Raw genomic sequence first — 26,458 nt, 5'->3', positions numbered from 1 at the left:
TGTACTCGTCCGTCACCTTGCCCCGCGCGGCGAAGGGCGCGGTCTGCAGCGCGACGAACTCCTCCTCCAGCCAGCCCGCGCCGATGCCGATGGTGAGCCGCCCCTCGGAGAGCACGTCGATGGTCGCCAGCATCTTCGCCGTCAGCACCGCCGGCCGGTGCGGCACCACCATGACGGAGGTGACGAAGCGCAGCGTCTTCGTCTTGGCCGCCAGGAAGGCGATCTCGGTGAGCTGGTCATGCCGCTCGCCGCGCGAGGTGGCGGGGAATTCGCCGCTGTCCGTGTAGGGGTATTTCGCCTGGATGTCCCGGGGGATGACCACATGGTCGCTGACCGTGGCGTAGGCGAATCCCATCGCCTCGGCCTCCTGGCAGATCCGGGTAAGGGGGGCGGCGCGGCCCATGGGGCCGCCGCTCGGCGCGCTGAAGCCGAATTGCATCCTGGCTGTCCCTCCTGGTTGTCCCCTGGATTTCCCCCCGGGGGCGCCCAGATTGCATCCGGGCGGTCTCTGCCACACGATGCGGCCTCCCGGGGTTGCGGGCAAGGGTGACGGGGGATGGAGCCAGTGCAGAACCGGCTGTTCGGAACAGGGCTGGATTCGCTGATGGCGGAGGCGGCGGCGCTGCGCGATGCCGGCCATGGCCGGGTCATCAGCTACTCGCGCAAGGTGTTCATTCCGCTGACCAAGCTCTGCCGCGACGTGTGCCATTACTGCACCTTCGCGGAGAAGCCGCGGCCCGGCCGCCCGGCCTATCTGCCGGCGGAGGAGGTGCTGGCCATCGCCCGCGCCGGCGCCGCCGCCGGCTGCACCGAGGCGCTGTTCACCCTGGGCGACAAGCCGGAACTGCGCTGGGAGCAGGCGCGGCAGGCGCTGGATGCGATGGGGTACGGCAGCACCATCGACTACCTGGTGGCGATGTCCGCCCTGGTGCTGAAGGAAACCGGGCTGCTGCCGCATGCCAATCCCGGCGTGATGACGCGCGACGAGATCGCGGCGCTGCGCGAGGTCTCGGCCAGCCAGGGGATCATGCTGGAGAGCGCCAGCGCCCGGCTCTGCGAGCCGGGCCAGGTGCATCATGGCAGTCCGGACAAGCACCCGTCGGCGCGGCTGGAGGTGATCCGCCTGGCCGGCGAGCTGCGCGTGCCCTTCACCACCGGCATCCTCATCGGCATCGGCGAGACGCGGGCGGAGCGGCTGGAGGCGCTGCAGGCGATCGCCGAGCTGCATGCCAAGTACGGGCATGTCCAGGAAGTCATCATCCAGAATTTCCGCGCCAAGCCGGGCACCAAGCGGGCCGGAGCGGAGGAGCCGGATCTCGACGACCTGCTCTGGACCATCGCCGCCGCGCGGCTGGTGCTGGGCGCGGAGATGAACATCCAGGCGCCGCCCAACCTCTCCCCCGGCGTCTATCAGAAGCTGGTGGCGGCGGGGCTGAACGATTGGGGCGGCGTCTCCCCGGTGACGATCGACCATGTGAACCCGGAAGCCCCCTGGCCGCATCTGGAGGAGCTGGCGCGGCGCACGGCCGAGGCGGGCAAGGTGCTGGTGCAGCGCCTGCCGAGCTACCCCGCCTATGTCCGCGCGCCCGATGCCTGGCACGCGCCGGCGGTGGCGGCGAAGCTGCGCCAGGCGAGCGATGCGGAAGGCTTCGCACGGGACGACCACTGGTCGCCCGGCGAGACGGTGCCGCCGCCGCAGCGCGCGCCGCGCCTTGCCACCGTCGATGCCGGACTGGCCCGGCTGGTGGAGCGCGCCGCGGGCGGGACGCGGCTGGAAGCGCCGGAGATCGCCCGGCTCTTTGCCGCACGGGATGCGGATGCGGCGCATCTGGCCCGGGCGGCGGATGCGCTGCGCCAGGCGGTCAGCGGCGACACCGTCCGCTACGTGGTGAACCGCAACATCAACTACACAAATATCTGCGGCTATCGCTGCAAATTCTGCGCCTTCAGCAAGGGCAAGACGCATGAGGCGCTGCGCGGCCCGGCCTATGACCTCGACCTCGGCGAGATCACCCGCCGCGCCGAGGAAGCCTGGGCGCGCGGCGCGACGGAGGTGTGCCTGCAGGGCGGCATCCATCCGGACTATACCGGCGAGACCTATATCCGCATCTGCGAGGCGATTCGCGCCGCGGTGCCGGGGATGCACATCCACGCCTTCTCGCCGCTGGAGGTGACGCAGGGCGCGGCGACGCTCGGGCTCTCGCTCGGGGATTTCCTGGCGCGGCTGAAGGCGGCGGGTCTCGGCACCCTGCCGGGCACGGCGGCGGAGATCCTGGATGACGAGATCCGCGCCATCATCTGCCCGGACAAGGTGAACACCGCGGAATGGGTGGCGGTGGCGCGGGCCGCGCATGCGCTGGGGCTGCGGACCACCTCCACCATCATGTACGGCCATGTGGAAGGGCCGCTGAACTGGGCGCGGCACCTGCTGGTGCTGCGCGACCTGCAGGCGGAGAACCAAGCGAAGGGGCAGGGCGGCATCACCGAATTCGTGCCGCTGCCCTTCGTGCACATGGAAGCGCCGATGTACCTCCGCGGCCAGGCGCGCCGCGGCCCGACCTTCCGGGAGGCGCTGCTGATGCACAGCGTGGCGCGCCTGGTGCTGCACCCGCTGATTCCGAACATCCAGACGAGCTGGGTGAAGATGGGGCCGCAGGGCGCGGCGCTGGCGCTGAAGGCGGGCGCCAACGACCTCGGCGGCACGCTGATGAACGAAAGCATCAGCCGCGCCGCCGGCACGCAGCACGGCCAGGAATTCCCGCCCGAGGCGATGGAGGAGCTGATCCGCTCCCTCGGCCGCGTGCCGCAGCAGCGCAGCACCCTGTATGGCGAGGTGCCGGCGGAGCGCCGCGCCGCCTCCTTCGGTGCCGCGGAGCTGGCGCCGGTGGTGCAGACCGCGCCGCGCAAACGGCCCGTCGGCCAGCCGGCCTGAGGGAAGGCCGCCGCCAAGCCCGGCCGCCCATGCGGCCGGCTGGCGTCCGTCGCCTGGCGGGGGATCGCGCCGGTTGCCGCCGCCGCCTGCTGCCTGGGCCTCCTGGCCAGCCTGGGTCCAGGGCCGCCTATCCGGCGCTGGACAGCGCCCGCCCCGCGCGGAACACTGGCCGCAAAGACGTCAGGAGGAAACCATGGAGCTGCCGCCCGGCAAGATCGGCGGTGCCGCGGCCTGGACCGGGGCCGATATGGCCGCCCGCCAGGACTGGATCGTCACCTTCTCCCCCGACGAGCTGGCCGAGATCGACGCCGCCATCGCCGCCCATCGCGCCGCCGGGCGGCAGATGGGGGAGATCACCGCGGAGAGCTTCCGCCTGCCCCGCCTCGCCGCCCGGCTGGACGGCGTCCTGGGCGAGCTGCTGCACGGGCGGGGCTTCGTCCTGCTGCGCGGCTTCGATGTCTCCCGGCGCACCATCGAGGAGGCGGCGATCGGCTATCTCGGCATCGGCGCGCATCTCGGCGGCTTCCGGTCGCAGAACGCCAAGGGGCATCTGCTGGGGCATGTGAAGGATCTCGGCCTCGACATCCGCAACCCCAAGGTCCGCTACTACCAGACCAACAAGGAGCTGGAGTTCCACACGGACAGCTGCGACATCGTCGGCCTGCTCTGCCTGAAGACGGCGAAATCCGGCGGCGGCTCCCGCATCGTCTCCTCCGTCGCGCTGCATGACCGGCTGTTGGAGGAAAGCCCGGAGCTCTGGCGGGCGCTGTTCAACCCGATGCCGACCGACCGGCGCGGCGAGATCCCGCCGGGGATGCTGCCCTGGTTCGAGATCCCGGTCTTCAACTGGTACCAGGGCGAGCTCAGCACGATCTATTCCGGCCAGTATATCCGCTCCGCCCAGGCGAATTTCCCCGAGGCGCGGCGGCTGACGGAGGTGGAGATCGCGGCGCTGGCGCGGCTGGACGCGCTGGCCGCTGAGATGTCGCTGGAGATGGAATTCCGTCCCGGCGACATGCAGTTCATCCACAACCACCAGATCCTGCACAGCCGCACGGATTTCGAGGATTGGCCGGAGCCGGAACGGCGGCGGCATTTGCTGCGCCTCTGGCTCTCGCCGAAAGGGGGCCGCGCCCTGCCGCCCGCCTATGCGCAGCGCTATGGCGACATCACGCCGGGCAATCGCGGCGGCATCGTCGTGCAGGACACGGTGCTGCGCTTCACGCTGGAGCCGGCGTGATCCGCCGCCGCCGGCTGCTCGGCGCCGGGCTGGCGCTGCCGGCGGCCGCCCATGCCCAGGGCGGCGGGCCGGGCTGGGCGCCGCAGCGGCCGATGCGCATGGTGGTGCCTTTCGCCCCGGGCGGCATCCTGGACCAGCTCGGGCGGCTGCTGGCGGAGCCGATGGCGCGGCGCCTGGGCCTGCCCATCATTGTGGAAAACCGGGCAGGCGCCGGCGGCAATGTCGGCGCGGCGGTGGTGGCGCGGGCGCGCGGCGACCAGCACCTGATGCTGATCGGCAGCACCGGGCCGCTCGCCATCTCGCCGATCACCGAACCCAATCTCGGCTATGACCCGCTGCAGGACCTCACGCCGGTCTCGCTGTTGAATGCGACGCCGCTGGTGCTGGTGGTGAAGGCGGACTCGCCCTTCCGCGACCTGGGCGGGCTGGTGACGGCGCTGAAGGCGCAGGGGAAGGAGGTGCTCTACCCCACCCCTGGCGTCGGCTCTCCCCAGCTCCTGGCGCAGGAGGCGTTCCGCCAGGCCGCCGGCTTCGCCGCGGCGCCGGTGCACTACCCTGGCAGCGCGCCGGCGGTGCTGGCGGTGATCGCCGGGGAGTTCCCCTTCACCATCGAGAACCTGGTACTGGTGGCGCCGCATGTGGAGGCGGGGACGCTGCGGGCGCTGGCGGTGACGAGCGCGACGCGCGCCCCGCTGATGCCGGAGGTGCCGAGCTTCGCCGAGCAGGGCTTTCCCGGCTACTCGGCCGGCGGCTGGTACGGGCTGCTGCTGCCGGCGGGGGTGCCTGAGGAGGAGATCCGCGCGGTGCACGCCGCCGTGACGGCGGCGCTGGCGGAGCCGGAGGTGATGCGGAAGATCGCCGCCATGGGCGCGCCGCCGATTGGCAGCGGGCCGTTGGAATTTCGCTCGCATATCGAGGCGGAGATGGCCCGTTGGCGCGACGTGCTGGCGCGGGCGCGATAGAGCGCGATCGGCTGAGATCGGGCCGGCCGAAGCTGTAAATCACCTGACCAAGCGACGAGCCGGCGCCGGTTGGTGCGCGAGCACCAACCAGCCCGCTCAGCCGCCCGGCACCGGGCATTGCCTACCAGACGGGGCGATAGGCCACGGGCGGCGGCGGCGCGTAGTAATAGGCCGGCGGCGGCGCATAGACGACCGGCGGCGGCGGGGCATAGACCACGGGCGGCGGCGGCGGTGCGGCATAGACCGGCGGCGCCGCATAGGCGGGCGGCGGCGCGATCAGGCTGCCGGCCACGGCGCCGAGCGCCAGCCCACCCAGCACGCCAGCCACCACCGCACCACCATTCCCACCGCGATGATGGTGGTGATAGGCGGGCGGGCCCCAGCCGCGGCCACGGTGCCAGCCCTGGGCCTCGGCAGAGGGGGCCAGGGTAACGATGGAAGCCGCCGCGGCGGCAGCCAGAAGGAAGCGTTTCATCATGAGGACCCTCCTGTGGGTCTTGCGATGAGAAAAGGCGCCGATCGTGCCCGGATTATGGCCGGAAGCCGGCGGATTGGCGTCCGGGAGTAACGTTGGCGTGAGCGTGGCGGCTAATCCGCTGATTTTGCAGAAGAATCCGGATGGCGGCCCGGCCGGACGCGGCCGCGCCCAGCTGCCCTACTTCCGACCCAGGAAGGCCTCCAGCGCCGCCACCTGCTGCTGCGGGCCGGCCCGGTCCGCCGCCATGCCGCGGTAGAATTCGGCAATCGCCTCATAGATCCCGGCCGCCTGCGGGCCGGTGAATTCGGCGATCTCCTCCATCTCCCCCACCCAGCGATAGGCCTTGTCGTACATCGGCGGCACCATGCGCTGGAACCAGGCGAGGAGCTGCGGCTGGCTGCGCTCCAGCTCCGCCCGCAGCCCTTCCGCCGCGCCGCCGCGCGCCGCCGCCAGCATCATGGCGGAGGAGAGGGCGACCAGCCCCTTGGTGATGCCGGCATAGGACATCTTCAGCGCGGAAGCGGCGCCGATGCCGCCCGGGGTGACGCGCACATCGAGGCCGTATGCGTTCAGCGCCAGCAGCCGCCCCGCCGCCTCGCCCGAGACATAGAGCACGGGGGTGTAGCCATCCGGCCGCGGCGGGCCGCCGATGATGCCGGCATCGACGAAGACCGCACCGCTGGGCGCGACGGACGCCGCCACCTCCCGCGCTGTCTCCGGGCTGATGGCGTTGCAATCCGCATACACCGCGCGGCGCGGCGCGGCGGCCAGGGCGGGGGCGAGCAGGGAAGCGGTGGCCGGCGCCTCGGCCGGCGGCACGATGCTGAGGAAGATATCGGCGGCGGCGAGTTCCGCCGGCGTGGCGTCCCGCATTCCGGCTTCCGCCGCGCGGCGGGCACTGGCCGCGCTGCGGCCGGCGAGGCTGGTCAGCACCGTGGCGCCACGCTCCACCAGCCTGCGGGCGATGCCGGCGCCCATGGCGCCCTGGGCGAGGATGGCGATGGTTGGCATGCTGGCCTCCTCCATGTGTCCCCCGATTGTAGCGCCCTCCCCGGAGACAGAGCCATGACGGCCGCGACGCCGCTCTTCGACCCCGCCGAGTTCCGCATCCCTGCCGGCATCGTGCATGTCTGCGCCGGGGGCGAGACCGCCTTCCTGCACCGCCATGACGCCGCCCTGCTGCGCTACGCGGCCGACAAGTCGGCCGGCCCGCCGGGGCGCGACGCGCAGGATGCGGTGGTGCGCCGTGCGCGGGAGAAGCTGGCCGCCGCCTGGGGGGTGGAGGCCGCGGATCTCGGCTTCTGCGCCCATGTGGCGGAAGGTGCCTCCCTGGTGGTGGAGAGCCTCGACTGGCGGGAGGGCGACAACGCCGTGGTCGATCCCGACGAGTATCCCTCCCTGGTCGGGCCGCTGGCGCTGCAGCGCCACCCGCGGGTGGAGGTACGGCCGGTGCGGATGCGCGATCCCGCCGCCCTGGCCGCGGCGGTGGATGGGCAGACGCGGCTCATCGCCGTCTCCCATGTCTCCTACCTGACCGGGGAGCGCTACGATCTGGTGCCGCTGCGGGCGGCGGCGGATCGCGCCGGGGCATGGCTGCTGGTGGACCACACCCAGGCCGCGGGCTACCTGCCGATCGACCCGCGCATCGCGGATTTCGCCTTCGCCGCCAGCTACAAATGGCAGCTCGGCATGACCGGGACGGCGGTGGCCTATTGGAACCGGGCGCGCCAGCCGGGCTGGGCGCCGAGCACGGCGGGGTGGCACTCCCTCGCCTCCATGGCGCGGCCGGATTACGCGGCGGGGCTGCCCCTGGTGCCGGATGCGATGCGCTTCTGCCGCGGCAACCCGGCCCATGCCGCAGTCTATGTGCTGGAGAGCGCGCTGGACTACCTGGCGGGGTTCCCGCCCGGGGCGGTGGCGGCGCATGTCCAGGCGCTGACCACGGCACTGCTGGCGGGGCTGGCGGAGTTCGGCATCCCGAGCACGACCCCGGCGGATCCGGCGCGGCACGGCGCCAGCGTCTGCATTGCCACGCCCGATGCGGCGCGGCTGACCAGGGCGCTGCATGAGCGCGGCATCTGGGCCTGGAATGGCCGCGGCCGGGTGCGGTTCAGCTTCCACGGCTACAATGCGATACCGGAGGTCGGGCGGATCCTCGAGGCGCTGCGGGCGGAGTGGCGGGCCTAGAGCATGCTGCGTTCGCTTGCGCTCACGCAGCATGCTCTGGGCCGGTGTTTGCGAGCATCTTCACGCGTTCAGATGAGTCCAGCTGAACGCGATCTGCTCTAGGGAAAGGCCAAGGGAAAGCGGCGCCGCCTCCCTGCGCCGAGGACGCTCAGAAGGGGTAGCGCGGCCGCCGCAGCCGGCGGTCCCGCTGTTCCTCCCAGCGCTCGATCTGGTCCCGGGTCAGGTTGCGCCTTGCCTCGCGCGGGCCGTTCCAGAAGCGGTCGGCGGCCTCCTTCTCCCGCTGCCGTTCCCACCAGCGGTCCAGCCGCTGCTGCCTAGCCTCCGGCGAAGGCGGCGTTTCCGCCCGCGCCAGGGCGGCCGGCGACAACAGCAGGGCGAGAAGGGCACCGCGGCGCGTGACGCGCGCTATGGAGCATGATGCCGTGCGCTCGGTGTCGCCAGACAGGCGAAGCAGGCGACCGGGCAACAGACTGGACCGCGATGCCGCGCCATCCGTGCGGCATCGTGCTCCGGGCGCAGGGGAAGGGAGATACCGGTCCATGGATGCAAAGCCCCCGCCGCTGGCAGGCGTGCTGGAAACCGCCCTCTATGTCGATGATATGGCGCGCGCCCGGGCCTTCTACGAGGGGGCGCTCGGCCTCTCCCCGATGTTCACGGATGAGCGGCTGACGGCCTATCCGGTGGGGGGGCGCAGCGCCCTGCTGGTCTTCCTGCGCGGCAGCACGACGGAGACGGTGCACCTGCCCGGCGGCACCATCCCGCCGCATGACGGGCATGGCCCGCTGCATTGCGCCCTTTCCATCGCCGCGGCGGACCTGCCCGCCTGGCAGGCGCGGCTGGAGGCGGCGGGCATCCCGATCGAGGGCCGCACCGACTGGCCACGCGGCAGCATCAGCCTCTATTTCCGCGATCCGGACGGGCATCTGCTGGAATTGGCGACGCCGGGGCTCTGGCCGGTCTGGTAGCGGCGTCCGTTCGCTGCAGGAACGGCGGGACTCCGCCGTTCCAGCCGGGCCGGCATTTGCCCTAGCCTGGGGCAAAACCGGAGGAAGCCCGCATGCCGAAGCTCGCGCGACGCGCCGTGCTGACCGTGCCCCTGGCGCTGCCCGCCCTGGCCATCGCCCAGGCCCGGACCATCACCTGGATCGTGCCCTTCGCCGCCGGCGGCATCACCGATACCAGCGCCCGCGTCACCGCCCAGCGCATGGCGCAGAGCCTCAGCCAGCAGATCGGGGTGGAGAACCGGCCGGGCGCTGGCGGCACCATCGGGGCGGAGGCGGTGGCGCGGGCGGCACCGGACGGGCTGACCCTGCTCTATGGCAGCCAGGGGCCGATCGCCGCGGCGCCCGCCCTCTACCCCAGCCTCCGCTACGACCCGTTGCGGGATCTGGCGCCGGTGCATGGGCTCGGCGCCTCGCCGCACCTCATCGTCAGCGCGCCGGGGAAGCCCTGGCAGGACCTGGCCGGGCTGGTCGCCAGGGCGAAGGCGGCGCCGGAGACCCTGACCTATGCCTCCTCCGGCGTCGGCACCTCGCCGCACCTGGCGGGCGAGGCGTTGCAGCAGGCGACCGGGGTGAAGCTGACGCATATCCCCTACGCCAACGGCACCCAGGCGCTGAACGACGTCATTGCCGGGCGGGTGGACGTCATCTGGGACTACCCGCTCGTCTCCCTGCCGCATGTGCGGGAGGGGCGGCTGCGCGCCCTGGCGGTGACCGACCATGGCCGCGTCTCCCTGGCGCGCGATGTGCCGACGGTGGCCGAGGCCGGGCTGCCGGGGGCCGAGCTGGTGCCCTGGGCCGCGCTCTTCACTGCCCCGCGCACGCCGCCCGAGACCGTCGCCCGGCTGGCGGCGGCGCTGCGGGAAACGCTGCACGATCCGAAGGTGCGGGAGTTCTTCGAGGGCACCGGCACGGTGCTCTGGCCGCAGATGGGCACGGCAGAGCTTGCTGGCTTCCTGCAGGAGGAGCTGCCGCGCATCGCCGGCCTCATCGCCCGTTCCGGCGCCAGGGCGGGATGAGGGTTTGCCGGCCGGGCGGATATCGCCTGGCGATCCGGAGGATGCGGCAGGGGTGAAGGCTGGGGCGGTCCCGGCTGGCACGGCGGGCGTGAACCACCCCGGCCTCGCCGCCGCTCGGCCTCCGGGCCGGGGCCTTTCCGCCCGCCTGGGCCGCGGTGGCCGGGCTGTCAGTCCTTCGCGGCGGCCTCCCGGCTGCGGTGGTAATGGCGCTGCGCCTTGGCGCGGTTGCCGCAGCTTGCCATGGAGCACCAGCGGCGCGTGCCCGGCTTGCTGTCATCCAGGAACAGCCAGCCGCAGCGCGGATTGGCGCATTGCCGCAGCCGGCCCCGCCGCGGCCCCGCCAGCAGATCCCCCGCTGACCACAGCACCGGGGCGAGGGGCTGCTCCGCCGGCACTTCCCAGCGATAGCCGCCGCCAGGCGCCGGGCTGAGGCGCCGGCGCGGCGGCGCCGCTGCGATGGCGCCGCCCAACCGGGCAAGCGCCGGGGCCGGCGGGGCCCGGCCGGCGGCCTCGGCGGCGAAGACGGCATAGGCGGCTTCCCGCAGGGCGAGGGCGTCGGCCAGGGCCGCCTCGCCGGCCGCCGGCCGTGCCGCCCAGGCGGCGCGCAGGGCGATGAGGGAGGGGGCCTCCGCCAGCCCCGCGCCCTCGCACCAGGCGAGCAGATCCTCCGGCCGGTGCAGGGTTTCGGTCGGGTCCGGGCTGCCGCGCCAATAGCGGGTATTGGCAAAGTCCAGGCAGAGCGCCTCGGCCGGGCCGGGCGCATGGGCGGAGGGCATGCGGGCGAACCTAACCGCCATGGTGGTTGACGGCAAGGCGCGCTGCCATATAACCTCTAACCCGGTTAGAAAGTAGGGAGGACGGCATGATCGACCACATCTCCATCGGCGTGGCGGACATCGCCCGGGCGCGGCGCTTCTACGACGCGGCCCTGGCGCCGCTCGGCTATCGCCGGCTCAGCGCGGGCGACACCCATCTCGGCTATGGCGCGGATGCCGTGGTGCTCTGGATCAGCCAGGCGGCGCGGCCGGTGCCGGCGGACCCGGAGTCCGGCCTGCATATCTGCTTCGCCGCGCCCGGCCGGGCGGGCATCGAGGCCTTCCACGCCGCAGCCCTGGCGGCCGGCGGGGCGGATAACGGCGCGCCCGGGCTGCGCCCCGATTACGGCCCCGGCTACTACGCCGCCTTCGTCATCGACCCGGATGGCTACCGGCTGGAAGCGCATTGCGAGGCGGCGCCGTGACCGCCGCCTTCCTCGCCGCCCTCGGCGCGGAGGGGCCGGCGCCGGACCGGGACGTATCGCTCTATGGTTGGCTCGCCGGCTCCTGGGCGCTGCGCGTCAGCTTCGTCACCCCGGACGGGGCGCGGAGCGAGCATCCCGGCGAGTGGCATTTCGGCTGGGTGCTGGAGGGCAGGGCGCTGCAGGATGTCTGGATCGTGCCGCCGCGCGGCCTGCGCGGGCAGGGCGGGCCGGACTATTACGGCACCACCTTGCGCATCCCGTCGCCACAGGGCGGACCCTGGCGCATCCTCTACCTGGACCCGACCATCCCCTTCGAGCTGGCGATGACTGGGCGGCGCGAGGGGGAGGAGATCCACCAGCACGGCACGGATCCGGCCGGTGCGGCGCGGCGCTGGCGCTTCTCCGACATCACGCCGGAGAGCTTCCGCTGGCGGGGCGAGGTGGCGCTGCCGGATGGCGCCTGGCACTGCCACACGGATTTCGAGGCGCGACGCCTAGAGCAGCCTCCCACCCGACGGATCACGGCGTGATCCGTCGGGAGATAAGCTGCTCCAGCTATTTGCTTGGTCTGAGGCGGGAGGCACCGGGCGCGGCCGGCGCCCGTTCAGGAGCCGGAGAGCGCGTCCCAGGGCTTGCCCCATTCGTCGAGGAACACGAACTCCGAGAGCTTGCCCCGCCCGACCGGACCGAAATTCCCCATCGGCCAGCCGATCGGCAGGATCGCATAGCTATGCACTCCCGGCGGCAAGCCGAGCGCGGCTTCCGATTCCGCCTCGAACAGCAGGTGGCGCGTCGTCAGCGTGCTACCGAGGCCGAGGGCGCGGGCGGCGAGCAGCATGTTCTGCACCGCCGGATAGATGGAGGCGCCGGACATCCGGCTCGGCTTCCCCGCTTCCTCCAGGCAGGCGACGATCCAGACGGGCGCATCGGCGAAGTGCTCCGTCAGGTATTCCACGGCGGCGTGCTGGCGGGCGTAGCGCTCCTTCGTCACGCCCGGGGGCGGGGCGCTGCTGGCGTAGCGCGGGCCAACCACCTCGTCGAAGGCCTTCTTGTACCAGCGCTGCACGGCCTCCTTCTTCGCCCTGTCCTTCACCACCAGGAAGCGCCAGCGCTGGGTGTTGCCGCCATTGGCTGCGGCCGTGCCGGCTTCCAGGATCTTCACGATCAGCGAATCCGGCACCGGGTCCGGCTTCAGCCGCCGCATGGCGCGGGTGGTGTGGAGGATGTGGAAGATGTCCTGGGTCTCGGACATGGCGGCGCCTCCCTTGCGTCCCGGCAGCCTCTCATGCCCCGGCGGCGGCGGCCAGACGGTTCCGGCAGGCTTCGATCCGGGCTACAGGGCACGGCCTGACGAGCACGGGGTCTGGCGGGCATGAGCGGCACCAACCAGCGGATCGACGGCAAGCGGCTGTGGGACAGCCTGATGAGCATGGCGGAGATCGGCGCGACGCCGAAGGGCGGGGTCAGGCGGCTGACCCTGACCGAGGTGGACAGGGCGGGCCGCGACCGCTTCCGCGGCTGGTGCGAGGCGCTGGGGCTGACGGTCCGCGTCGATGCCATCGGCAACATGTTCGCCAGGCGGGAGGGCCGCGACCCGAAGCGCCTGCCGGTGCTGATGGGCTCGCATCTCGACAGCCAGCCCTCGGGCGGGAAGTTCGACGGCGCGCTCGGCGTGATCGCCGGCCTCGAGGTGATGCGGACGCTGCATGACCTGAACATCCAGACCGAGGCGCCGATCGAGCTGGTGAACTGGACCGATGAGGAAGGCAGCCGCTTCGGCCATTCCCTGATGGGCAGCGGCGCCTGGGCCGGCATCTACCCGCTGGAGAAGGTCTATGCGCTGCAGGATGTGGAGGGCGTTTCGGTCGAGCAGGCGCTGACCGGCATCGGCTACAAGGGCGAGCATCCGGCGAAGCCCTTCCCGGCGGATGCCTATTTCGAGCTGCATATCGAGCAGGGCCCGATCCTGGAGCAGGAGGGCAAGCAGATCGGCATCGTCACCGGCGCGCAGGCGCAGGTCTGGTACGATGCGGTGGTGATGGGGCAGGATGCCCATGCCGGCACCACCCCGCCTTCCATGCGCCGCGATGCGCTGGTCTGCGCCGCGCGGATCATCGATCTGGTGGACCGGATGATGCGCGCCCGCGGCGAGGATGGCCGCGGCACGGTGGGGCAGCTGCACGTGCTGCCGAACAGCCGCAACGTGGTGCCGGGCGAGGTGCGGTTCAGCGTTGAATTCCGCCACCCGGATTTCGCCGAGATCGAGAAGCTGGCCGCGCAATTCCCGCGCGAGGCCGGCTTTATCGCCCGCGATTGCGGCACGACGCTGAAGCTGGAGGAGCTGTTCCGCATCCCCGCCCAGCCCTTCGACCCGAGCTGCGTCGATCTGGTGCGGCAGGCGGCGGCAAAGCTCGGCCTGCCGGCGCGGGAGATCATCTCGGGCGCCGGGCACGATGCGGTCTATGTGGCGCGCAGCGTGCCGACGGCGATGATCTTCACGCCCTGCAAGGACGGGCTCTCGCACAACGAGGCGGAGAGCATCGAGCCCGGCGAGGCGGAGGCTGGCTGCCAGGTGCTGTTCGAGGCGGTGCTGGCGCGGGCGAACCGCACGCTGTAACGGCGGCCTGTTCGAAGCAGCGGTTCCGAAACTCGAACCGGGGGCTGGGGCCAGGTTCTGGCCCCGGCGGGGGGTGGCGGCGCTGCCGCCAACGGAGGCAGCTCCCCTGCCGGCCTACCTCGGCCCAGCCAGCCGCCGCTGCTCCCGCGCCCGCCGCCAGGCGGCCGGCGGTACGCCGACCAGCCGCTTGAAGGCGCGGTTGAAAGCGGCCTCGGACTCGTAGCCCACCTCCACCGCGATCGCCGCCACCTTGTCCTCCCCACGCAGCAGGCGGGAGGCGGCGACCTGCATGCGCCAGCGCGCCAGGTACTGCATGGGCGCCATGCCCACCATGGCGGTGAAGCGCTCCTGCAAGGGGGTGCGGGAGAGGCCGGCCTCCCGCGCCAGCGCCTCCAGCGTCCAGGGATGCGCGGGCCGGCGATGCAGTGCCCCCAGCGCGCGGCCGAGATGGGGGTCGCGCAGCCCGGCCAGGAAGCCATGCGCACTCTCCGGCAGCCGGCCGAGATAGGCGCGTACCGCCTCGATGAACATTGTCTCCGCCAGCCGGGCCCGCAGCGCCTCGCCGCCCGGGCGGGCGGCGGCGGTCTCCTCCACGCCGAGGCGAATGAACTCCGCCAGCACCGTCCCCGCCGCGGGCACACGCAGCATGCACGGCAGCGCCTCCAGCAGCGGGTTGAAGGGCCGCGCATCGCAGCCGAGGAAGCCGCAGACCAGGCGGGAGCTCGGCGCCCCCTCCGGCCCCAGCCGCAGGTAGAAGGGCAGGCGCGGCGGGATCTCCGTCTCCGGCACCGGCGGCGGCGCCTGCTGCTGCGGGTCACTGGCGACGTGGTGCGGGTCGCCGCGCGGGAAGATCACCACCTCGCCCGGCTCCAGCCGCTCCAGCTTTTCGCCCAGGGCGCCGGTCCAGCAGGGGCCGTCGATCAGCAGGTGGAATTCCATCACATGCTCGGCGCCGAGCAGGCCGGTGGCGGCGATGTCCTGCGGCGGCGGCGCCACCGCGATCCAGGGCGCGCTGGCCTCCACCAGGTAGAAGACGGCGCCGGTCAGCCGCACCGCGTGCAGCACCTCGGAAAGAGTGTCGCTCATCGGCCGACCTCGACATCAAGGTTTCGGGAAGCGGCGGCAGGAGCAAGCCTCGCGGCGGCGCGATCAAGCAGGCGCCGGGCGCGCTGCGCCATGGTCCCGCCGCGCCCGAAGAGGCGTTTCCACCGGGAGAAACACATATGTCCGCTGTTCTTCATGCCACCTCCCCGGCCGCGCCCGATCTGGCGGCGCTCAAGGCCCGGCAACATGCTGCCTGGTCCTCCGGCGACTTTTCCGTGATCGGTACCACATTGCAGATCGTCGGTGAGTCGCTATGCGAGGCGGTGGACCTGCCGGCGGGGGCGCGCGTGCTGGATGTGGCCGCCGGCAATGGCAATGCAACGCTGGCCGCCGCCCGCCGCTTCGCCGAGGTGACCAGCACTGACTACATCCCCGCCCTGCTCGAGAACGGCCGGAAGCGGGCCGAGGCGGAGGGCCTGAAGGTGAGGTTCCAGGAAGCGGATGCGGAGGCGCTGCCCTTCCCGGAGGCGAGCTTCGATGTCGTGCTCTCGACCTACGGTGTCATGTTCGCGCCGAACCAGCAGCGCGCCGCGGCGGAGATGCTGCGGGTCTGCCGCCCCGGCGGGAAGATCGGCCTGGCGAATTGGACGCCGGAGGGGCTGATCGGCCAGCTCTTCCGCATCATCGGCAAGCATCTGCCGCCGCCGCCGGGGGTGCCCTCGCCGGCGATCTGGGGGATGGAACAAGGGCTGCGTGGGTTGTTCGGCAGCGGCGCGGCGCGGATCGTGGCGACGCCGCGCAGCTTCGTCTTCCGCTACCGCTCCGCCGCCCACTGGCTGCAGATGTTCCGCGATTGGTACGGGCCGGTGCTGAAGGCCTTCGCGGCGCTGGACGCGGCGGGGCAGGCGGCGCTGGAAGCCGACATCCTGGCGCTGCTGGAACGCTTCAACCGGGCGAAGGACGGAACGCTGGCGGCGCCCTCCTGCTATCTGGAGGTGGTGGTCACCCGCGCCTGATATTGAGTGTAGAATCACAGGACTTGGCAGGGCCAGGCATATGCCTGGCCCGTCACCTGGTCGGACATGCCGCAACCCGGACCCGGCCGACTTCGTCCTGACGATATGTTGGTCTACGGCACTTCGCAGACAGCGTAGCGGGATCGTCCTGGATCGTAAGTGATGACGAAGACGCGGTCGAACCAGTGCCTGTTGAGGCGAGCCGCCTCAAACATTCCAGACCACCGGCTCGTGCCCAGGTGCGGCTCGTCACACACAATGGCAAGCCATCGACGGTGCCACTTGGTCTCATCCTCGGCCCAGCTCTTGGCAGCCTTCTTGTTGATACAGGCCTGCAGATGACGCATCGCCTCGGTATCGCTCCACAGCGTGACGTCTGATGGCCGGCCTCGCATCACTCGGCGAATGTGTCGCTCGTCGGTAAGCTCGGTGACTTCCACACCGACGCGCTGGCCATCCAGCCGGAACTCGCAATCGGGATTGTCGCGCGACGTGATGTTAGTCTGTTCCCGGCCCAAGGCCTGGAGCAGGATCCAGCAGGCATCGCGTTCGCGCTCGTGCTTCGCTCCGATGACGAACAGGCTATTGGGCCTTGCGGCCTGACGCGCGAATTTCTCAGCAAGCTGCATAACTGCGACATGCTCCTCGTCCGCCACCGCTACCCTCCGACCAACGTCGCGACCAGATACGCCACCCCCGCCGCCAGCCCGCCGATGCCGAGCGTCTGCACCGCCCCGCGCAACGTTGGCAGCCCGGTCGCCCGCGCCTTCAGCCAGCCGAAGCCGAACAGCGCAATGCCGGTCAGCAGGCAGGAGAGCAGCAGCGCGGGCCGCACCTCCGCCAGCAGGATGTAGGGCGCGAGCGGGATCAGCCCGCCCACCACATAGGCGCCGCCGATCGTCGCCGCGCTCATCGCGGCGCGGCCCGGCGTCGGCTCGGCCAGTTCCAGCTCGAAGCGCATCATGAAATCCACCCAGCGGCGGCGGTCACTGGCGATCGCCTCGGTCGCGCGGTGCAGCACCTCGCCGCGCAGCCCGTAGCGGTGCAGGATGGCGGCCACCTCCCACTTCTCCCGCTCCGGCCATTCCTTCGTCTCCGCCTCCTCCCGTCGCTGCTCCGCCTGGTAGTGCTGCGCATCGGTGCGCGCCGCCAGGTAGCCGCCGAGGCCCATGGCGACGCAGCCGGCGGCGATCTCCGCCAGCCCCGCCGTGACGATCAGCGGGTTGGCGGCGACGGCGCCGGACAGGCCGGCGGCCAGGGCGAAGGGCACGGTCAGCCCATCCGCCATCCCGATGACAAGATCCCGGATCGTCTCCGAGGCGGTGAAATGCTGCTCGCCCTCGGGCGGGCCGGGGGGCTGCGGCGGCAGGTCTTCCCGATAGGGCGGCTGGGTGGCGGCGGGTGGCATCTGCGCTCTCTACGCCATTCGGTCGGCCCGCTGCCAGCACGCTTCCCGCCGCGGCCGGGCGGTGGCAGGCTGGGGCAAGGCCCAGTGGGAGGAGCGCCGATGATGCGTTGGATGATGGCCGCGCTGCTGGCCATCGCAGCCCCGGCCTTCGCGCAGGCGCCGCTGGAGGTGCGGGAGATCGGCAGCCTGCATGTCGGCGGCCGCATCGCCACCCTCTCCGGCCTGCCGCAGCGGCAGATGACCTTCTCCGCCGGGGCGCCGCCGGTGATGCTTGACCCGAATGGCGAGTTCCAGGTGGAGCAGATGTATGCGCAGTACGTGAAGCTGGCGAATCCGCGCGCCCGCTTTCCGCTGCTGCTCTGGCATGGCGGCGGCTTGACCGGCGTGACCTGGGAGACGACGCCGGACGGCAGGCCGGGCTGGCAGATGTTCTTCCTGCGCGCGGGGCACGACGTCTATGTCTCGGACGCCATGGAGCGCGGCCGCTCCGGCTGGGCCCGCTTCCCGGAGATCCTGCCCGGGGAGCCGGTGTTCCGCCCCCTGGGCGAGGGCTGGAGCCTGTTCCGCCTGGGCGAGCCCGCTGGCTGGAACCGCGACCCGGCGCGGCGCGTGGCACATGCCGAGAGCCGCTTCCCCATCGCCGCCTGGGACCAGTTCATGAAGCAGGGCGTGCCGCGCTGGGCGACGACGGACCGGCAGATCCAGGCGGCCTATGACGCCTATGTGCAGGCGGTGTGTCCCTGCGTGGTGGTGGTGCACAGCCAGGGCGGCAATTTCGGCTTCAACGCCGTGCTCCATGCGCCGGACAAGATCCGCGCGCTGATCGCCGTGGAACCCTCCGGCGCACCGGACGAGGCGGCGGATGCGGCGCGGGTGAAGGGCGTGCCGCACCTCGTCGTCTGGGGCGACTACGTGGCGGAGCACCCCTTTTGGAGCCGGGCGCGGCAGAATATCGAGCGCTGGCAGGCCCGCATTCGGGAGGCTGGCGGCACGGCCGAGACGCTGGACCTGCCGGCCGAGGGCGTGCGCGGCAATTCCCACATGCTGATGATGGACACGAACAGCGACGAGATCGCCACCCGCGTCCAGGGCTGGATGGCAGCGAAGGGGCTGATGCGATGAGCGGCAATGCGGTGCTGGGCAGCGGCGAATGGCGCTACGAACCCGTCCCCGGCTGGGGCGAGTGGCCGGGAGGCTGGGCGCTGCACGACACGGCGGCGGTGGCGGTGGACCGGCAGGACCGCGTCTACGCCTTCAACCGCAGCAGCCACCCGATGGTGGTGTTCGACCGGGACGGGAAGTTCCTGACCTCCTGGGGCGAGGGCGTCTTCACCCGGGCGCACGGGCTGTTCTTCGGCCCGGACGACACGCTGTGGTGCACCGATGATGGCGACCATACGGTGCGGAAATGCACGCTGGACGGGCGCGTGCTGCTGACCATCGGCCTGCCGGGCAAGCCCTCGCCCTACATGTCCGGCAAGCCCTTCAACCGCTGCACCCATACCGCCCTCTCGCCGGAGGGGGACATCTACATCTCCGACGGCTACGGCAACGCGGCGGTGCACAAATACTCGCCGGAGGGGAAGCATCTCTTCTCCTGGGGCGGTTCCGGCACCGAGCCGGGGCAGTTCAACCTGCCGCACAACATCGCCTGCGACGCCGCCGGCTTCGTCTATGTAGCGGATCGCGAGAGCCACCGGGTGCAGGTCTTCGACGGCAAGGGGAAGTATCAGGGGCAGTGGAACAACCTCCACCGGCCCTGCTCGCTCTTCCTCGGCGGCGGCAAATGCCCCTGCTGCTATGTGGGGGAGCTGGGGCCGGCGCTGGCGGTGAACATCAAGGCGCCCAATCTCGGCCCGCGCATCTCCGTGCTGGACATGGAGGGGAAGGTCCTCGGCCGCTTCGGGGAGCTCGGGACGGAGCCGGGGCAGTTCCTCTCGCCGCACGGGCTGGCGGTGGACGGAAGGGGCGACATCTATGTGGCGGAGGTCTCCCACACCGCCTGGCCGCGCTACAACAACGGTGCGCCGCCGCCGGCCAGGCTGCGGAGTTTGCAGAAGCTGAGGAAGGTCTAGGTCGAGAGGGGCTCTGCCCCTCTCGAGCTCACCCCGCCAAAGGCCGAAGGGCCTTTGGGAACCATAAGTCTGGGCTCCACGGTTCAGCCTGCCGACTCAAGGGATCCAAGGATCTTTCGGCCTCTGGCGGGTGGGAGTTTGAGGGGTTGCGGCACTGCCGCAACCAGAGCCCTCCCTCAACCCGTCTCAATCGGCAGCGAACTGTCCTTCGCCCACTCGCTCATCGACGCGTCATAGACCGCGAGGTTCCGGTACCCTAGCTGGTGTAGCAGGAACGCATCCAGCGTCGCCGCGATGCCGCCGCCGCAATAGAGCAGGATGCGCTTCTCCGGCGTCGCGCCGATGGCGTCGAAGCGCTGCTTCACCTGCTCCGGCGGCAGGAAGGTGAGGTTCGCGGGATCGGTCAGCGCCGCGGCGGGCAGGTTCACGCTGCCGGGGATGCGGCCGGGGCGGCCATAGCGGTCATTCTCGCCACGGTGCAGGTCGGGCGCGAGGGCGTTGATGGAGCAGGCGGCAGCATCGCCGATCGCCGCCTGCATCTCCGCCTTGCCGACGAACAGCCCGGGCCGCGGCCGCGCGGTGAGCTGCGCCGGCGGGTAATGCGTCTCCGCCGTCTCCAGCTTGCGCCCTTCCGCCGCCCATTTGTCGAAGCCGCCATCCAGCACCGCGGCATTGTCGAAGCCGATGGCGCGCAGCATCCACCAGATGCGCGTCGCCCATTGCGGGCTCTTGCGCGCATAGAGCACGACGCGCGTTCCGTCCCCGATGCCTTTCGCCGCAAAGCGGCTGGCCAGTTCCTCCGGCGGCAGCATCATGAAATTGGTGGGCGCTGAGCTGTCGGAGAGCTCCCCTTGCAGGTCGAGGAAGGCGGAGCCGGGGATATGCCCCGTCAGGTAATCCGCATGCCCGCTCTCGACACGATAGGGCCTGCCGGTGCCGGTCTCGTAGCGCAGATAGGTGGTGCAGTCGAAGACGCGCAGCGCCGGGTCTTGCAGGTTCGCGGCGAGCCAGGCGGTATCGACGATCGCTTCCGGGTGCAGGTACTGCGCGGACATGGCGTTGCTCCCTCAAGCCGGTTCCAGCCCCTTGCTCCGAAGCAGCGCCGGCGTCGCCGCCTCGGCGATGAAGCGCAGCAGCCCCGCCGCCGCCGGCGCCGCGCCGGCGAACAGCGCGCCGGAAAAGATCACCGAGGTCTGCAGCGTGGGTGGCAGCGGGCCGACAATCTCCACGCCCTCCACCGCCATCAGCTCGCTGATCTGCTGCACCGCGATGACCGTCTCGCCGCGCGCCACGCGCTCCGCGGTGAAGCCCTGGGTGATGGTCGCCTTGGCATTCACCTCCGCCGCCAGCCCCAGCCTTTCCAGCAGCCCGGCGAAGTAGATGCCGCTGGCCCCGGCGCGGGAATAGGCCAGCGACGGTACCTCCTTCAGCAGCCGGATGAAGGCCTCCTCCGTCGAGATGTCCGGCTTCGGCGCGCCCGCCTTCACGGCGATGCCGACGCTGGACGCCGCGAGGTCCACCCGCGTTCCCGCGGCCAGCACGCCCTCGGCCGTCAGGGCCTCGATCCCCTCGGCGGTCAGGATCGCGACATCGCCGCGCTCCCCGCCGCGGATGCGTTCCAGCATCCCCGCGGTGGGGCCGTAACGGCCGTCCACGGTGCCGCCGAAACCCGGCAACGCCTGCCGCAGCACGCCGACGACGCCGAGGGTGGAGAGAAGGACCAGGTCCGCCATGCCTATTCCGCTGCCTCCGCCGATGCGGCCTCCGACATACGCGGAATCACCTCTCCCGCGAAGCGGCGGATGGTCTCGTGCCGCACCGCCCGCGGCACGCCATAGGTGGCGTTGCTGATGAGGAAGTAGTTGAAGCCGAGCGCCGCAATCTGCCGCAGCCGCCGCGTGACCGTCTCCGCCGAGCCGACCAGGTTCATGGCCAGGTAGGGCCCGAGATTGGCGGGGTCGGAGAGGCTGCGGAGATTGGCGAACATCTTGTTGAATTGCTGGTAGCCGGGGATGTCGCCCCAGGGCGCGTGGTCCGACTGGTAGTGGCGGACCTGCAGGGCGAAGAAATCCGGCAGGTAGCGCAGCGCCTGCTCCCGTGCCGCCTCATCCGTCTCCGCGACGAAGCATTTGATGGAGATGGGGAAGGTCGCCTGCGTGGCGCCGCCCGCCTCCGCTGTCCTGGCCTTCCAGGTGTCGAGGATCCGCTTCAGCAGATGGTCCGGGAAGGAGGAGAGGCAGAGCGGCGGCAGGCCGAGCCCCGCCATGATCCCGGCGCTCTCCGGGCTGCCGATGGCGCCGTAGAAATGCGGCCTGCGGTCGAAGGGCGGGCGCAGGGCGGTGCCTTCGCCGAGCGTCCCGGTCTCCACCGCGCGGCGCACCGTTTCCCAGCAGGCGCGGAAGCGGTCGCGGGCCGTCTCCATCGGGATGCCGAAGGCATCGTATTCGGATTTCGCCGTGCCACGGCCCATGCCGATATGCAGCTCCCCCTCCGTCAGGGTCTGCAGCATCGCCAGATCTTCCGCGAAGCGCGTCGGCTCGTACCAGGGCAGCACCATCACCGCGGTGCCGAGGCCGAGGCCGGGGCAGGCGGCGGCGATATGGGACAGGAAGAGCAGCGGGTTGGGCTGCGGGTAGTAGTCGCTGAAATGATGCTCCACCATCCAGGCCGCGTCATAGCCCTGCTGCTGCAGCAGCTGCGCGTCGGCAATGGCCTCGCGGTAGAGCGTGCGGTCGCTGCTGCCCTGCTCCCCCACCGCGCCGATCTGGTAGGCGTAGCGCAGGCGCGGCGCGCCATGCCGTTGCGGATTTGCCATGACGGCCCTCCCGGGTCGATGTTGTTGGGGCAGGCTGCGGCCACCTCCGCCGCGAGTCAACGCAGGGCCCGTCCGGGCCATGGCTTGCGCAGGCGGCCAGGGATGCCGACATGCCGTTCCGCATGAGCATGGGGAGAGATGGACATGGCGGAGCCGGGCAAGGCGCTGGGGCGCCTCGGGGTCTGGACCTCGACCGACAGGCTGGATGCGGCGGGGCTGAAATCCCTGCTGAAGACCATCGAGGGGCTGGGCTATTCCGCCTTCTGGTACCCGGAATCCCGCGGCTATGAATCCATGGCCCTCGGCAGCTTCCTGCTGGCCAATTCCACGAAGCTCATGGTGGGCAGCTCCATCGCCAACATCTATGCGCGGGACGCCTTCACCGCGCAGCGCGGCCTGGCCACGCTGAACGCGCTGCATGGCGGGCGCTTCATCCTCGGCCTCGGCGTCAGCCACATCCCGATGGTGGAGGGGCTGCGCGGCCACCGCTACGACAAGCCCATCCCCGCCATGCGCGCCTATCTGGACGGCATGGAGAAGGCCGGGAAGGAGAAGCTGCCGGTCGTCCTCGCCGCGCTGGGGCCGAAGATGCTGGAACTGGCCGCCGCCCGCACTGAGGGTGCCGTTCCCTACAACGTCACGCCGGAGCACACCGCTCTGGCGGCGAAGATCCTCGGCCCGGGCAAGATCCTGGCGGTGGAGCAGAAGGTGTGCCTCGAGCCGGACAGGGCGAAGGCCCGCGCCCTCGGCCGGGCGGAGCTGGCCCGCTACATGACCCTGCCGAATTACGTGAACAATTGGCTGCGCCTCGGCTTCACCGAGGCCGAGCTGGCCAATGGCGGCAGCGACCGCTTCATCGATGCCATGGTGCTCTCCGGCGGTGTGGCGGCAGTGAAGGAGGGGCTGCGCGCCCATTTCGCCGCCGGCGCCACCCATGTGGCGATCCAGCCGGTGGTGGCGGAGGGCGACCATGCCGGCCGGGAGGCCGCGCTGGCGGCCCTGGCGGATAGCTGAGGCTGCGCTAGACTCCCTCTCAGGAACGCCAGAAGGATCCCCCGCCATGCTCAAGCTCGGCTACAAGGCTTCGGCCGAACAATTCGCGCCCGGCGTGCTCCTGGATTTCGCCGTGCTGGCGGAGCAGGCGGGGTTCGATTCCTGCTTCATCTCGGACCATTTCCAGCCCTGGAAGCATACCGACGGGCATGCGCCGAACTCGCTGGTCTGGCTCGGCGCGCTGGGGGCGCGGACGACGAAGCTGGTGATGGGCACCTCCGTGCTGACGCCGACCTTCCGCTACCACCCCTCCATCGTCGCCCAGGCCTTCGGCACGCTGGGGTCCATGTTCCCGGGCCGCGTCATCCTCGGCATCGGCACCGGGGAGGGGCTGAACGAGGTGCCCTCCACCGGCGCCCCCTGGCCGGAATTCAAGGAACGCTTCGCCCGGATGCGGGAGGCCGTCACCCTGATGCGCAAGCTCTGGACCGAGGAGCGGGTGAGCTTCGAGGGCCAGTACTACAAGACCGAGAAGGCGACGATCTATGACCGCCCGCCCACGCCGCTGCCGATCTATGTCGCGGCCGCCGGTGCGCTGGTGGCGAAATATGCCGGGCGGCAGGGGGATGGCTTCATCTGCACCAGCGGCAAGAAGCCGGAGCTCTACACCGAGACGCTGCTGCCGAATGTCGCCGCCGGGCTGGAAGCCGCCGGCACGCCGAAGCCGGATTACGACCGGATGATCGAGGTGAAGGTCAGCTTCGACACCGACCGCCAGCGCGCCACGGAGGATACCCGCCACTGGGCGGCGCTGGCGCTCTCGCCGGAGGAGAAGATGTCCGTTGAGGATCCGGTCGAGATGGAGAAGCTGGCGGATTCCCTGCCGCTGGAACGCGCCGCGAGCCGCTGGATCGTCTCCAGCGACCCGGAGGAGATGGTGGAGCGCATTGGCGACTACGTCGGCCTCGGCTTCAACCACCTGGTCTTCCATGCGCCGGGGCCGGACCAGGCGCGCTTCCTCAGGCTGTTTGGCGAGCAGGTGGCGCCGCGGCTGCGCCAGCGCTTCGGGTAGCGGCACCGCGGTGCAGCGCCTCGAGCTCCATGCCCTGCCGGGCCTGCCGCCGGTCCAGGCCGGCGACGACCTGGCAGCGCTGATCGCCGCCGGCCTCGCCCGCGCCGGCCTCGCCGTGCAGCCGGGCGACGTGCTGGTGGTCGCGCAGAAGATCGTCAGCAAGGCGGAAGGCCGCGCGGTGCGGCTGGCGGAGGTGGAGCCCTCGCCCCGCGCCATTGCCCTGGGTGCCGAGACGGGGAAGGACCCGCGCCTGGTCGAGCTGATCCTGCGCGATGCGGTGCGAATCGTCCGCTCCCGCCCCAACCTCATCATCGTCGAGCATCGCCTCGGCTTCGTCATGGCCAATGGCGGGCTGGACCAGTCCAACGTCGTGGGGCCGGAGGAGGAGCCGCAGGCCCTGCTGCTGCCGGTGGACCCGGACGGTTCGGCCGCGGCCCTCAGCGCCACGCTCGGCCTGCCGGTCGTCATCAGCGACAGCTTCGGCCGGGCCTGGCGGCGCGGCACGGTGGGGGTGGCGATCGGCGCCGCCGGCCTGCCCTCCCTGGTCGATCTGCGCGGCCAGCCGGACATGTTCGGCCGCACCCTGCATGTCAGCCTGACTGGCTTCGCCGATGAGATCGCCGCCGCCGCCGGATTGCTGATGGGGCAGGGGGCGGAGGCGCAGCCGGTGGTGCTGCTCCGTGGCCTGGCATGGTCTGCCCCGGCCAACCCGGCCTCCACCCTCGTGCGTCCTGCCGCCGAAGACCTCTTCCGATGATCCTCGCGCTTTCGGGCGGCATTGGCGGCGCCAAGCTGGCCCTCGGTCTGTCCTACGTCCTGCCGCCGGAGCAGCTCACCATCCTCGCCAATACCGGAGATGATTTCGAGCATCTCGGCCTGGCCATCTCCCCCGATATCGACACGCTGATGTACACCCTGGCGGGACTCGACAACCCCGAGACCGGCTGGGGCCGCCGCGACGAGAGCTGGGCCTTCATGGAGGCGGTCGAGGCGCTGGGCGGCGCCACCTGGTTCCGCCTCGGGGACCGCGACCTGGCGACGCATGTGGAGCGCACGCGGCGCCTGCGGGCGGGCGAGACGCTCTCCGCCATCACCGCGGAGTTCTGCCACCGCCTTGGCGCTCGGCCGCGCATTCTGCCGATGAGCGACGATCCGGTGCGGACGCGGGTGCTGACCATCCAGGGCTGGGTGGATTTCCAGGACTGGTTCGTCGGCCAGCAGGCGCGGCCTGCCATTCGTGCCGTGCAATTCCAGGGCACGAAGGAGGCTCGGCCGCAGCCGGAGGCCATGGCGCTGCTGGCCAGCGGCACGGTGCGGGCCGTGGTCATCTGCCCCTCCAACCCGCTCATCAGTATCGAGCCGATCCTGGCCGTGCCGGGGCTGCGGCAGGCGATCAGGGAATGCGGCGCGCCGGTCATCGCCGTCTCTCCCATCATCGGCGGCCAGGCGGTGAAGGGGCCGACGGCGAAGATGCTCGCCGAACTGGGCGAGCCGGTCTCCGCCGCCGGGGTGGCGCGGCGCTATGGCGAGCTGCTGACCGGCTATGTCATGGAGCCGGAGGATGACGCCACGGGCATCACTGCAAGGGTGTTCCGCGCGCCGACCCTGATGCGCGGCCTGCCGGAGAAGATCGCGCTGGCCAAGGCCGTGCTGGCGGCCGCGGAGGCCTGCCGCGCATGAACGGCAACACCACCCCCATCTGGGCCGTGCTGCCGGTGAAGGAGCTGGAGGGAGCAAAGCAGCGCCTTTCGCCCCGCCTGTCCTCCGCCCAGCGCCAGGCGCTGATGCGGCTGATGATCGGCGAGGTGCTGGCGGCGCTGGCCGGCGCGCGCGGCCTGGCCGGCATCGCCCTCGTCACCCTGGACCCCTGGGCGACGGAGCAGGCGAAGCGCCTCGGCGCCCGCGTGATCACGGAGGGCGCTCGGGACGGACACACTGGCAGCGTCACCGCCGCCGCCCGCATCCTGGCCGCGGAGGGGCAGGGGATGCTGGCCCTGCCGGGCGACATCCCGGCCATCACCGCGGCGGAGGTGGAGGCGCTGCTGGCCGCGCATGGCGCGGCGCCCGCCTTCACCATCGCCCCGGCGCATGATCTGCAGGGCTCCAACGCCATCATCCTGACGCCGCCACTCGCCGTGCCGCTCCGCTTCGGGGAGGACAGCTACTACCCGCACCTCGCCGCTGCCCGGGCGCGGGGGATCGAGCCGCGGATCGTCCCCCTGCCGGGGATTGCCATGGATATCGACAACCCGGCCGACCTCGACGCCCTGGCCCGGCTGCCGGAGGCAGCGGGGACGCGGAGCCTTGCTTGGCTGCGGGCAGAAGGGCTGGTGGCGTAGAGGCCGGGAACGCCCCGAGG

Annotated in this window: 29 protein-coding genes; 17 read left to right on the top strand and 12 right to left on the bottom strand. The window is 71.4% G+C overall.

The window, feature by feature from the left end; all coding sequences use genetic code 11:
* On the bottom strand, positions 1 to 439 hold a 439-nt coding region (locus NJ376_RS10620; protein WP_252953225.1), incomplete at its 3' end, for an LLM class flavin-dependent oxidoreductase.
* Positions 440 to 556: 117 nt separating this feature from the next.
* On the opposite strand from NJ376_RS10620, the gene cofH reads away from it, so the two are divergent.
* The 3 genes from cofH to NJ376_RS10605 all read left to right on the top strand — a co-directional run bounded on the left by cofH (position 557) and on the right by NJ376_RS10605 (position 5,134).
* Positions 557 to 2,932, top strand: a complete 2,376-nt coding sequence (gene cofH, locus NJ376_RS10615; protein WP_252953224.1) for a 5-amino-6-(D-ribitylamino)uracil--L-tyrosine 4-hydroxyphenyl transferase CofH — start codon at positions 557 to 559, stop codon at positions 2,930 to 2,932.
* A 193-nt stretch (positions 2,933 to 3,125) separates the two neighbouring features.
* Positions 3,126 to 4,172 carry a TauD/TfdA family dioxygenase gene (locus NJ376_RS10610; protein ID WP_252953223.1) on the top strand — a complete coding sequence of 349 codons (1,047 nt, stop codon included), beginning with the start codon at positions 3,126 to 3,128 and terminating at the stop codon, positions 4,170 to 4,172.
* Positions 4,169 to 5,134 (top strand): Bug family tripartite tricarboxylate transporter substrate binding protein, encoded by a 966-nt coding sequence (locus NJ376_RS10605; RefSeq protein ID WP_252953222.1) that lies wholly within the window; start codon positions 4,169 to 4,171, stop codon positions 5,132 to 5,134. The genes NJ376_RS10610 and NJ376_RS10605 overlap by 4 nt, the downstream gene beginning before the upstream one ends.
* A gap of 121 nt (positions 5,135 to 5,255) precedes the next feature.
* On the opposite strand, the gene NJ376_RS10600 is transcribed toward NJ376_RS10605, so the two are convergent.
* Both NJ376_RS10600 and NJ376_RS10595 read right to left on the bottom strand, forming a co-directional pair.
* Positions 5,256 to 5,609, bottom strand: a complete 354-nt coding sequence (locus NJ376_RS10600) for a hypothetical protein (protein ID WP_252953221.1) — start codon at positions 5,607 to 5,609, stop codon at positions 5,256 to 5,258.
* A gap of 180 nt (positions 5,610 to 5,789) precedes the next feature.
* Positions 5,790 to 6,623, bottom strand: a complete 834-nt coding sequence (locus NJ376_RS10595) for an NAD(P)-dependent oxidoreductase (RefSeq protein ID WP_252953220.1) — start codon at positions 6,621 to 6,623, stop codon at positions 5,790 to 5,792.
* Positions 6,624 to 6,677: 54 nt separating this feature from the next.
* Here NJ376_RS10595 and NJ376_RS10590 point away from each other — a divergent pair, with 54 nt between their 5' ends.
* The gene (locus tag NJ376_RS10590; protein WP_252953218.1) at positions 6,678 to 7,799 is read left to right on the top strand and encodes an aminotransferase class V-fold PLP-dependent enzyme; all 1,122 of its coding nucleotides are present in this window, start codon (positions 6,678 to 6,680) and stop codon (positions 7,797 to 7,799) included.
* Positions 7,800 to 7,947: 148 nt separating this feature from the next.
* Here NJ376_RS10590 and NJ376_RS10585 read toward each other — a convergent pair whose 3' ends face one another.
* On the bottom strand, positions 7,948 to 8,166 hold the full coding sequence (locus NJ376_RS10585; RefSeq protein ID WP_252953217.1) for a hypothetical protein: 219 nt from the start codon (positions 8,164 to 8,166) through the stop codon (positions 7,948 to 7,950).
* Positions 8,167 to 8,338: 172 nt separating this feature from the next.
* On the opposite strand from NJ376_RS10585, the gene NJ376_RS10580 reads away from it, so the two are divergent.
* Together NJ376_RS10580 and NJ376_RS10575 are read left to right on the top strand one after the other, a co-directional pair.
* Complete coding sequence (locus NJ376_RS10580; protein WP_252953216.1) at positions 8,339 to 8,764, top strand: VOC family protein; 426 nt, start codon at positions 8,339 to 8,341, stop codon at positions 8,762 to 8,764.
* A 92-nt stretch (positions 8,765 to 8,856) separates the two neighbouring features.
* Positions 8,857 to 9,819 carry a Bug family tripartite tricarboxylate transporter substrate binding protein gene (locus NJ376_RS10575; RefSeq protein WP_252953215.1) on the top strand — a complete coding sequence of 321 codons (963 nt, stop codon included), beginning with the start codon at positions 8,857 to 8,859 and terminating at the stop codon, positions 9,817 to 9,819.
* Between the two features lie 167 nt (positions 9,820 to 9,986).
* Here NJ376_RS10575 and NJ376_RS10570 read toward each other — a convergent pair whose 3' ends face one another.
* A complete protein-coding gene (locus tag NJ376_RS10570; RefSeq protein WP_252953214.1) occupies positions 9,987 to 10,595 on the bottom strand; it encodes a CGNR zinc finger domain-containing protein in 609 nt (202 codons plus the stop codon).
* Positions 10,596 to 10,681: 86 nt separating this feature from the next.
* Here NJ376_RS10570 and NJ376_RS10565 point away from each other — a divergent pair, with 86 nt between their 5' ends.
* On the top strand, positions 10,682 to 11,059 hold the full coding sequence (locus tag NJ376_RS10565; RefSeq protein ID WP_252953213.1) for a VOC family protein: 378 nt from the start codon (positions 10,682 to 10,684) through the stop codon (positions 11,057 to 11,059).
* On the top strand, positions 11,056 to 11,589 hold the full coding sequence (locus NJ376_RS10560) for a hypothetical protein (RefSeq protein WP_252953211.1): 534 nt from the start codon (positions 11,056 to 11,058) through the stop codon (positions 11,587 to 11,589). The genes NJ376_RS10565 and NJ376_RS10560 overlap by 4 nt, the downstream gene beginning before the upstream one ends.
* Positions 11,590 to 11,663: 74 nt before the next feature.
* Here the strand turns inward: NJ376_RS10560 and NJ376_RS10555 are convergent, their stop codons facing one another.
* The gene (locus NJ376_RS10555) at positions 11,664 to 12,311 is read right to left on the bottom strand and encodes a nitroreductase family protein (RefSeq protein ID WP_252953210.1); all 648 of its coding nucleotides are present in this window, start codon (positions 12,309 to 12,311) and stop codon (positions 11,664 to 11,666) included.
* 120 nt (positions 12,312 to 12,431) lie between these two features.
* On the opposite strand from NJ376_RS10555, the gene NJ376_RS10550 reads away from it, so the two are divergent.
* Positions 12,432 to 13,676 (top strand): Zn-dependent hydrolase, encoded by a 1,245-nt coding sequence (locus NJ376_RS10550; protein WP_252953208.1) that lies wholly within the window; start codon positions 12,432 to 12,434, stop codon positions 13,674 to 13,676.
* A 114-nt stretch (positions 13,677 to 13,790) separates the two neighbouring features.
* On the opposite strand, the gene NJ376_RS10545 is transcribed toward NJ376_RS10550, so the two are convergent.
* Entirely contained in the window at positions 13,791 to 14,762 is a 972-nt protein-coding gene (locus NJ376_RS10545; RefSeq protein ID WP_252953207.1) for an AraC family transcriptional regulator, read from the bottom strand.
* A gap of 137 nt (positions 14,763 to 14,899) precedes the next feature.
* Between NJ376_RS10545 and NJ376_RS10540 the strand changes: the two genes are divergently transcribed.
* On the top strand, positions 14,900 to 15,736 hold the full coding sequence (locus NJ376_RS10540; protein WP_252953206.1) for a class I SAM-dependent methyltransferase: 837 nt from the start codon (positions 14,900 to 14,902) through the stop codon (positions 15,734 to 15,736).
* Between the two features lie 113 nt (positions 15,737 to 15,849).
* Here the strand turns inward: NJ376_RS10540 and NJ376_RS10535 are convergent, their stop codons facing one another.
* Together NJ376_RS10535 and NJ376_RS10530 are read right to left on the bottom strand one after the other, a co-directional pair.
* A complete protein-coding gene (locus NJ376_RS10535; RefSeq protein WP_252953205.1) occupies positions 15,850 to 16,392 on the bottom strand; it encodes a hypothetical protein in 543 nt (180 codons plus the stop codon).
* A 2-nt stretch (positions 16,393 to 16,394) separates the two neighbouring features.
* Entirely contained in the window at positions 16,395 to 17,144 is a 750-nt protein-coding gene (locus tag NJ376_RS10530; RefSeq protein ID WP_252953204.1) for a VIT1/CCC1 transporter family protein, read from the bottom strand.
* Between the two features lie 99 nt (positions 17,145 to 17,243).
* Here NJ376_RS10530 and NJ376_RS10525 point away from each other — a divergent pair, with 99 nt between their 5' ends.
* Both NJ376_RS10525 and NJ376_RS10520 read left to right on the top strand, forming a co-directional pair.
* Positions 17,244 to 18,266 carry an alpha/beta hydrolase family protein gene (locus NJ376_RS10525; RefSeq protein WP_252953203.1) on the top strand — a complete coding sequence of 341 codons (1,023 nt, stop codon included), beginning with the start codon at positions 17,244 to 17,246 and terminating at the stop codon, positions 18,264 to 18,266.
* Positions 18,263 to 19,219 (top strand): peptidyl-alpha-hydroxyglycine alpha-amidating lyase family protein, encoded by a 957-nt coding sequence (locus tag NJ376_RS10520; protein ID WP_252953202.1) that lies wholly within the window; start codon positions 18,263 to 18,265, stop codon positions 19,217 to 19,219. The genes NJ376_RS10525 and NJ376_RS10520 overlap by 4 nt, the downstream gene beginning before the upstream one ends.
* Before the next feature lie 176 nt (positions 19,220 to 19,395).
* Here NJ376_RS10520 and NJ376_RS10515 read toward each other — a convergent pair whose 3' ends face one another.
* From NJ376_RS10515 to NJ376_RS10505, 3 genes are read right to left on the bottom strand one after another with little or no spacing between them, the layout of a single operon-like run.
* Positions 19,396 to 20,274: a sulfurtransferase gene (locus NJ376_RS10515; RefSeq protein WP_252953201.1), complete on the bottom strand. Its 879-nt coding sequence runs from the start codon at positions 20,272 to 20,274 to the stop codon at positions 19,396 to 19,398.
* A 12-nt stretch (positions 20,275 to 20,286) separates the two neighbouring features.
* Positions 20,287 to 20,952: a substrate-binding domain-containing protein gene (locus tag NJ376_RS10510; protein ID WP_252953200.1), complete on the bottom strand. Its 666-nt coding sequence runs from the start codon at positions 20,950 to 20,952 to the stop codon at positions 20,287 to 20,289.
* 2 nt (positions 20,953 to 20,954) lie between these two features.
* Entirely contained in the window at positions 20,955 to 22,034 is a 1,080-nt protein-coding gene (locus NJ376_RS10505) for an LLM class flavin-dependent oxidoreductase (protein ID WP_252953198.1), read from the bottom strand.
* A 144-nt stretch (positions 22,035 to 22,178) separates the two neighbouring features.
* On the opposite strand from NJ376_RS10505, the gene NJ376_RS10500 reads away from it, so the two are divergent.
* The 5 genes from NJ376_RS10500 to cofC are packed head-to-tail and all read left to right on the top strand — an operon-like array spanning position 22,179 to position 26,438.
* On the top strand, positions 22,179 to 23,048 hold the full coding sequence (locus NJ376_RS10500) for a TIGR03620 family F420-dependent LLM class oxidoreductase (RefSeq protein ID WP_252953197.1): 870 nt from the start codon (positions 22,179 to 22,181) through the stop codon (positions 23,046 to 23,048).
* 46 nt (positions 23,049 to 23,094) lie between these two features.
* Positions 23,095 to 24,099, top strand: a complete 1,005-nt coding sequence (gene fgd / locus NJ376_RS10495) for a glucose-6-phosphate dehydrogenase (coenzyme-F420) (RefSeq protein ID WP_252953196.1) — start codon at positions 23,095 to 23,097, stop codon at positions 24,097 to 24,099.
* A 10-nt stretch (positions 24,100 to 24,109) separates the two neighbouring features.
* A complete protein-coding gene (gene cofE / locus NJ376_RS10490) occupies positions 24,110 to 24,856 on the top strand; it encodes a coenzyme F420-0:L-glutamate ligase (protein ID WP_252953195.1) in 747 nt (248 codons plus the stop codon).
* Positions 24,853 to 25,779 carry a 2-phospho-L-lactate transferase gene (cofD, locus tag NJ376_RS10485; RefSeq protein ID WP_252953194.1) on the top strand — a complete coding sequence of 309 codons (927 nt, stop codon included), beginning with the start codon at positions 24,853 to 24,855 and terminating at the stop codon, positions 25,777 to 25,779. Before cofE ends, cofD begins: the two co-directional genes overlap by 4 nt.
* On the top strand, positions 25,776 to 26,438 hold the full coding sequence (gene cofC, locus NJ376_RS10480; protein WP_252953193.1) for a 2-phospho-L-lactate guanylyltransferase: 663 nt from the start codon (positions 25,776 to 25,778) through the stop codon (positions 26,436 to 26,438). Before cofD ends, cofC begins: the two co-directional genes overlap by 4 nt.
* The last annotated feature ends 20 nt before the right edge of the window (positions 26,439 to 26,458 follow it).

This window comes from Siccirubricoccus soli (assembly GCF_024178315.1).
Lineage (GTDB): Bacteria > Pseudomonadota > Alphaproteobacteria > Acetobacterales > Acetobacteraceae > Siccirubricoccus > Siccirubricoccus soli.
Note: the sequence above shows the minus strand (reverse complement) of the source record. Positions and strands in the feature narration are given on the sequence as shown.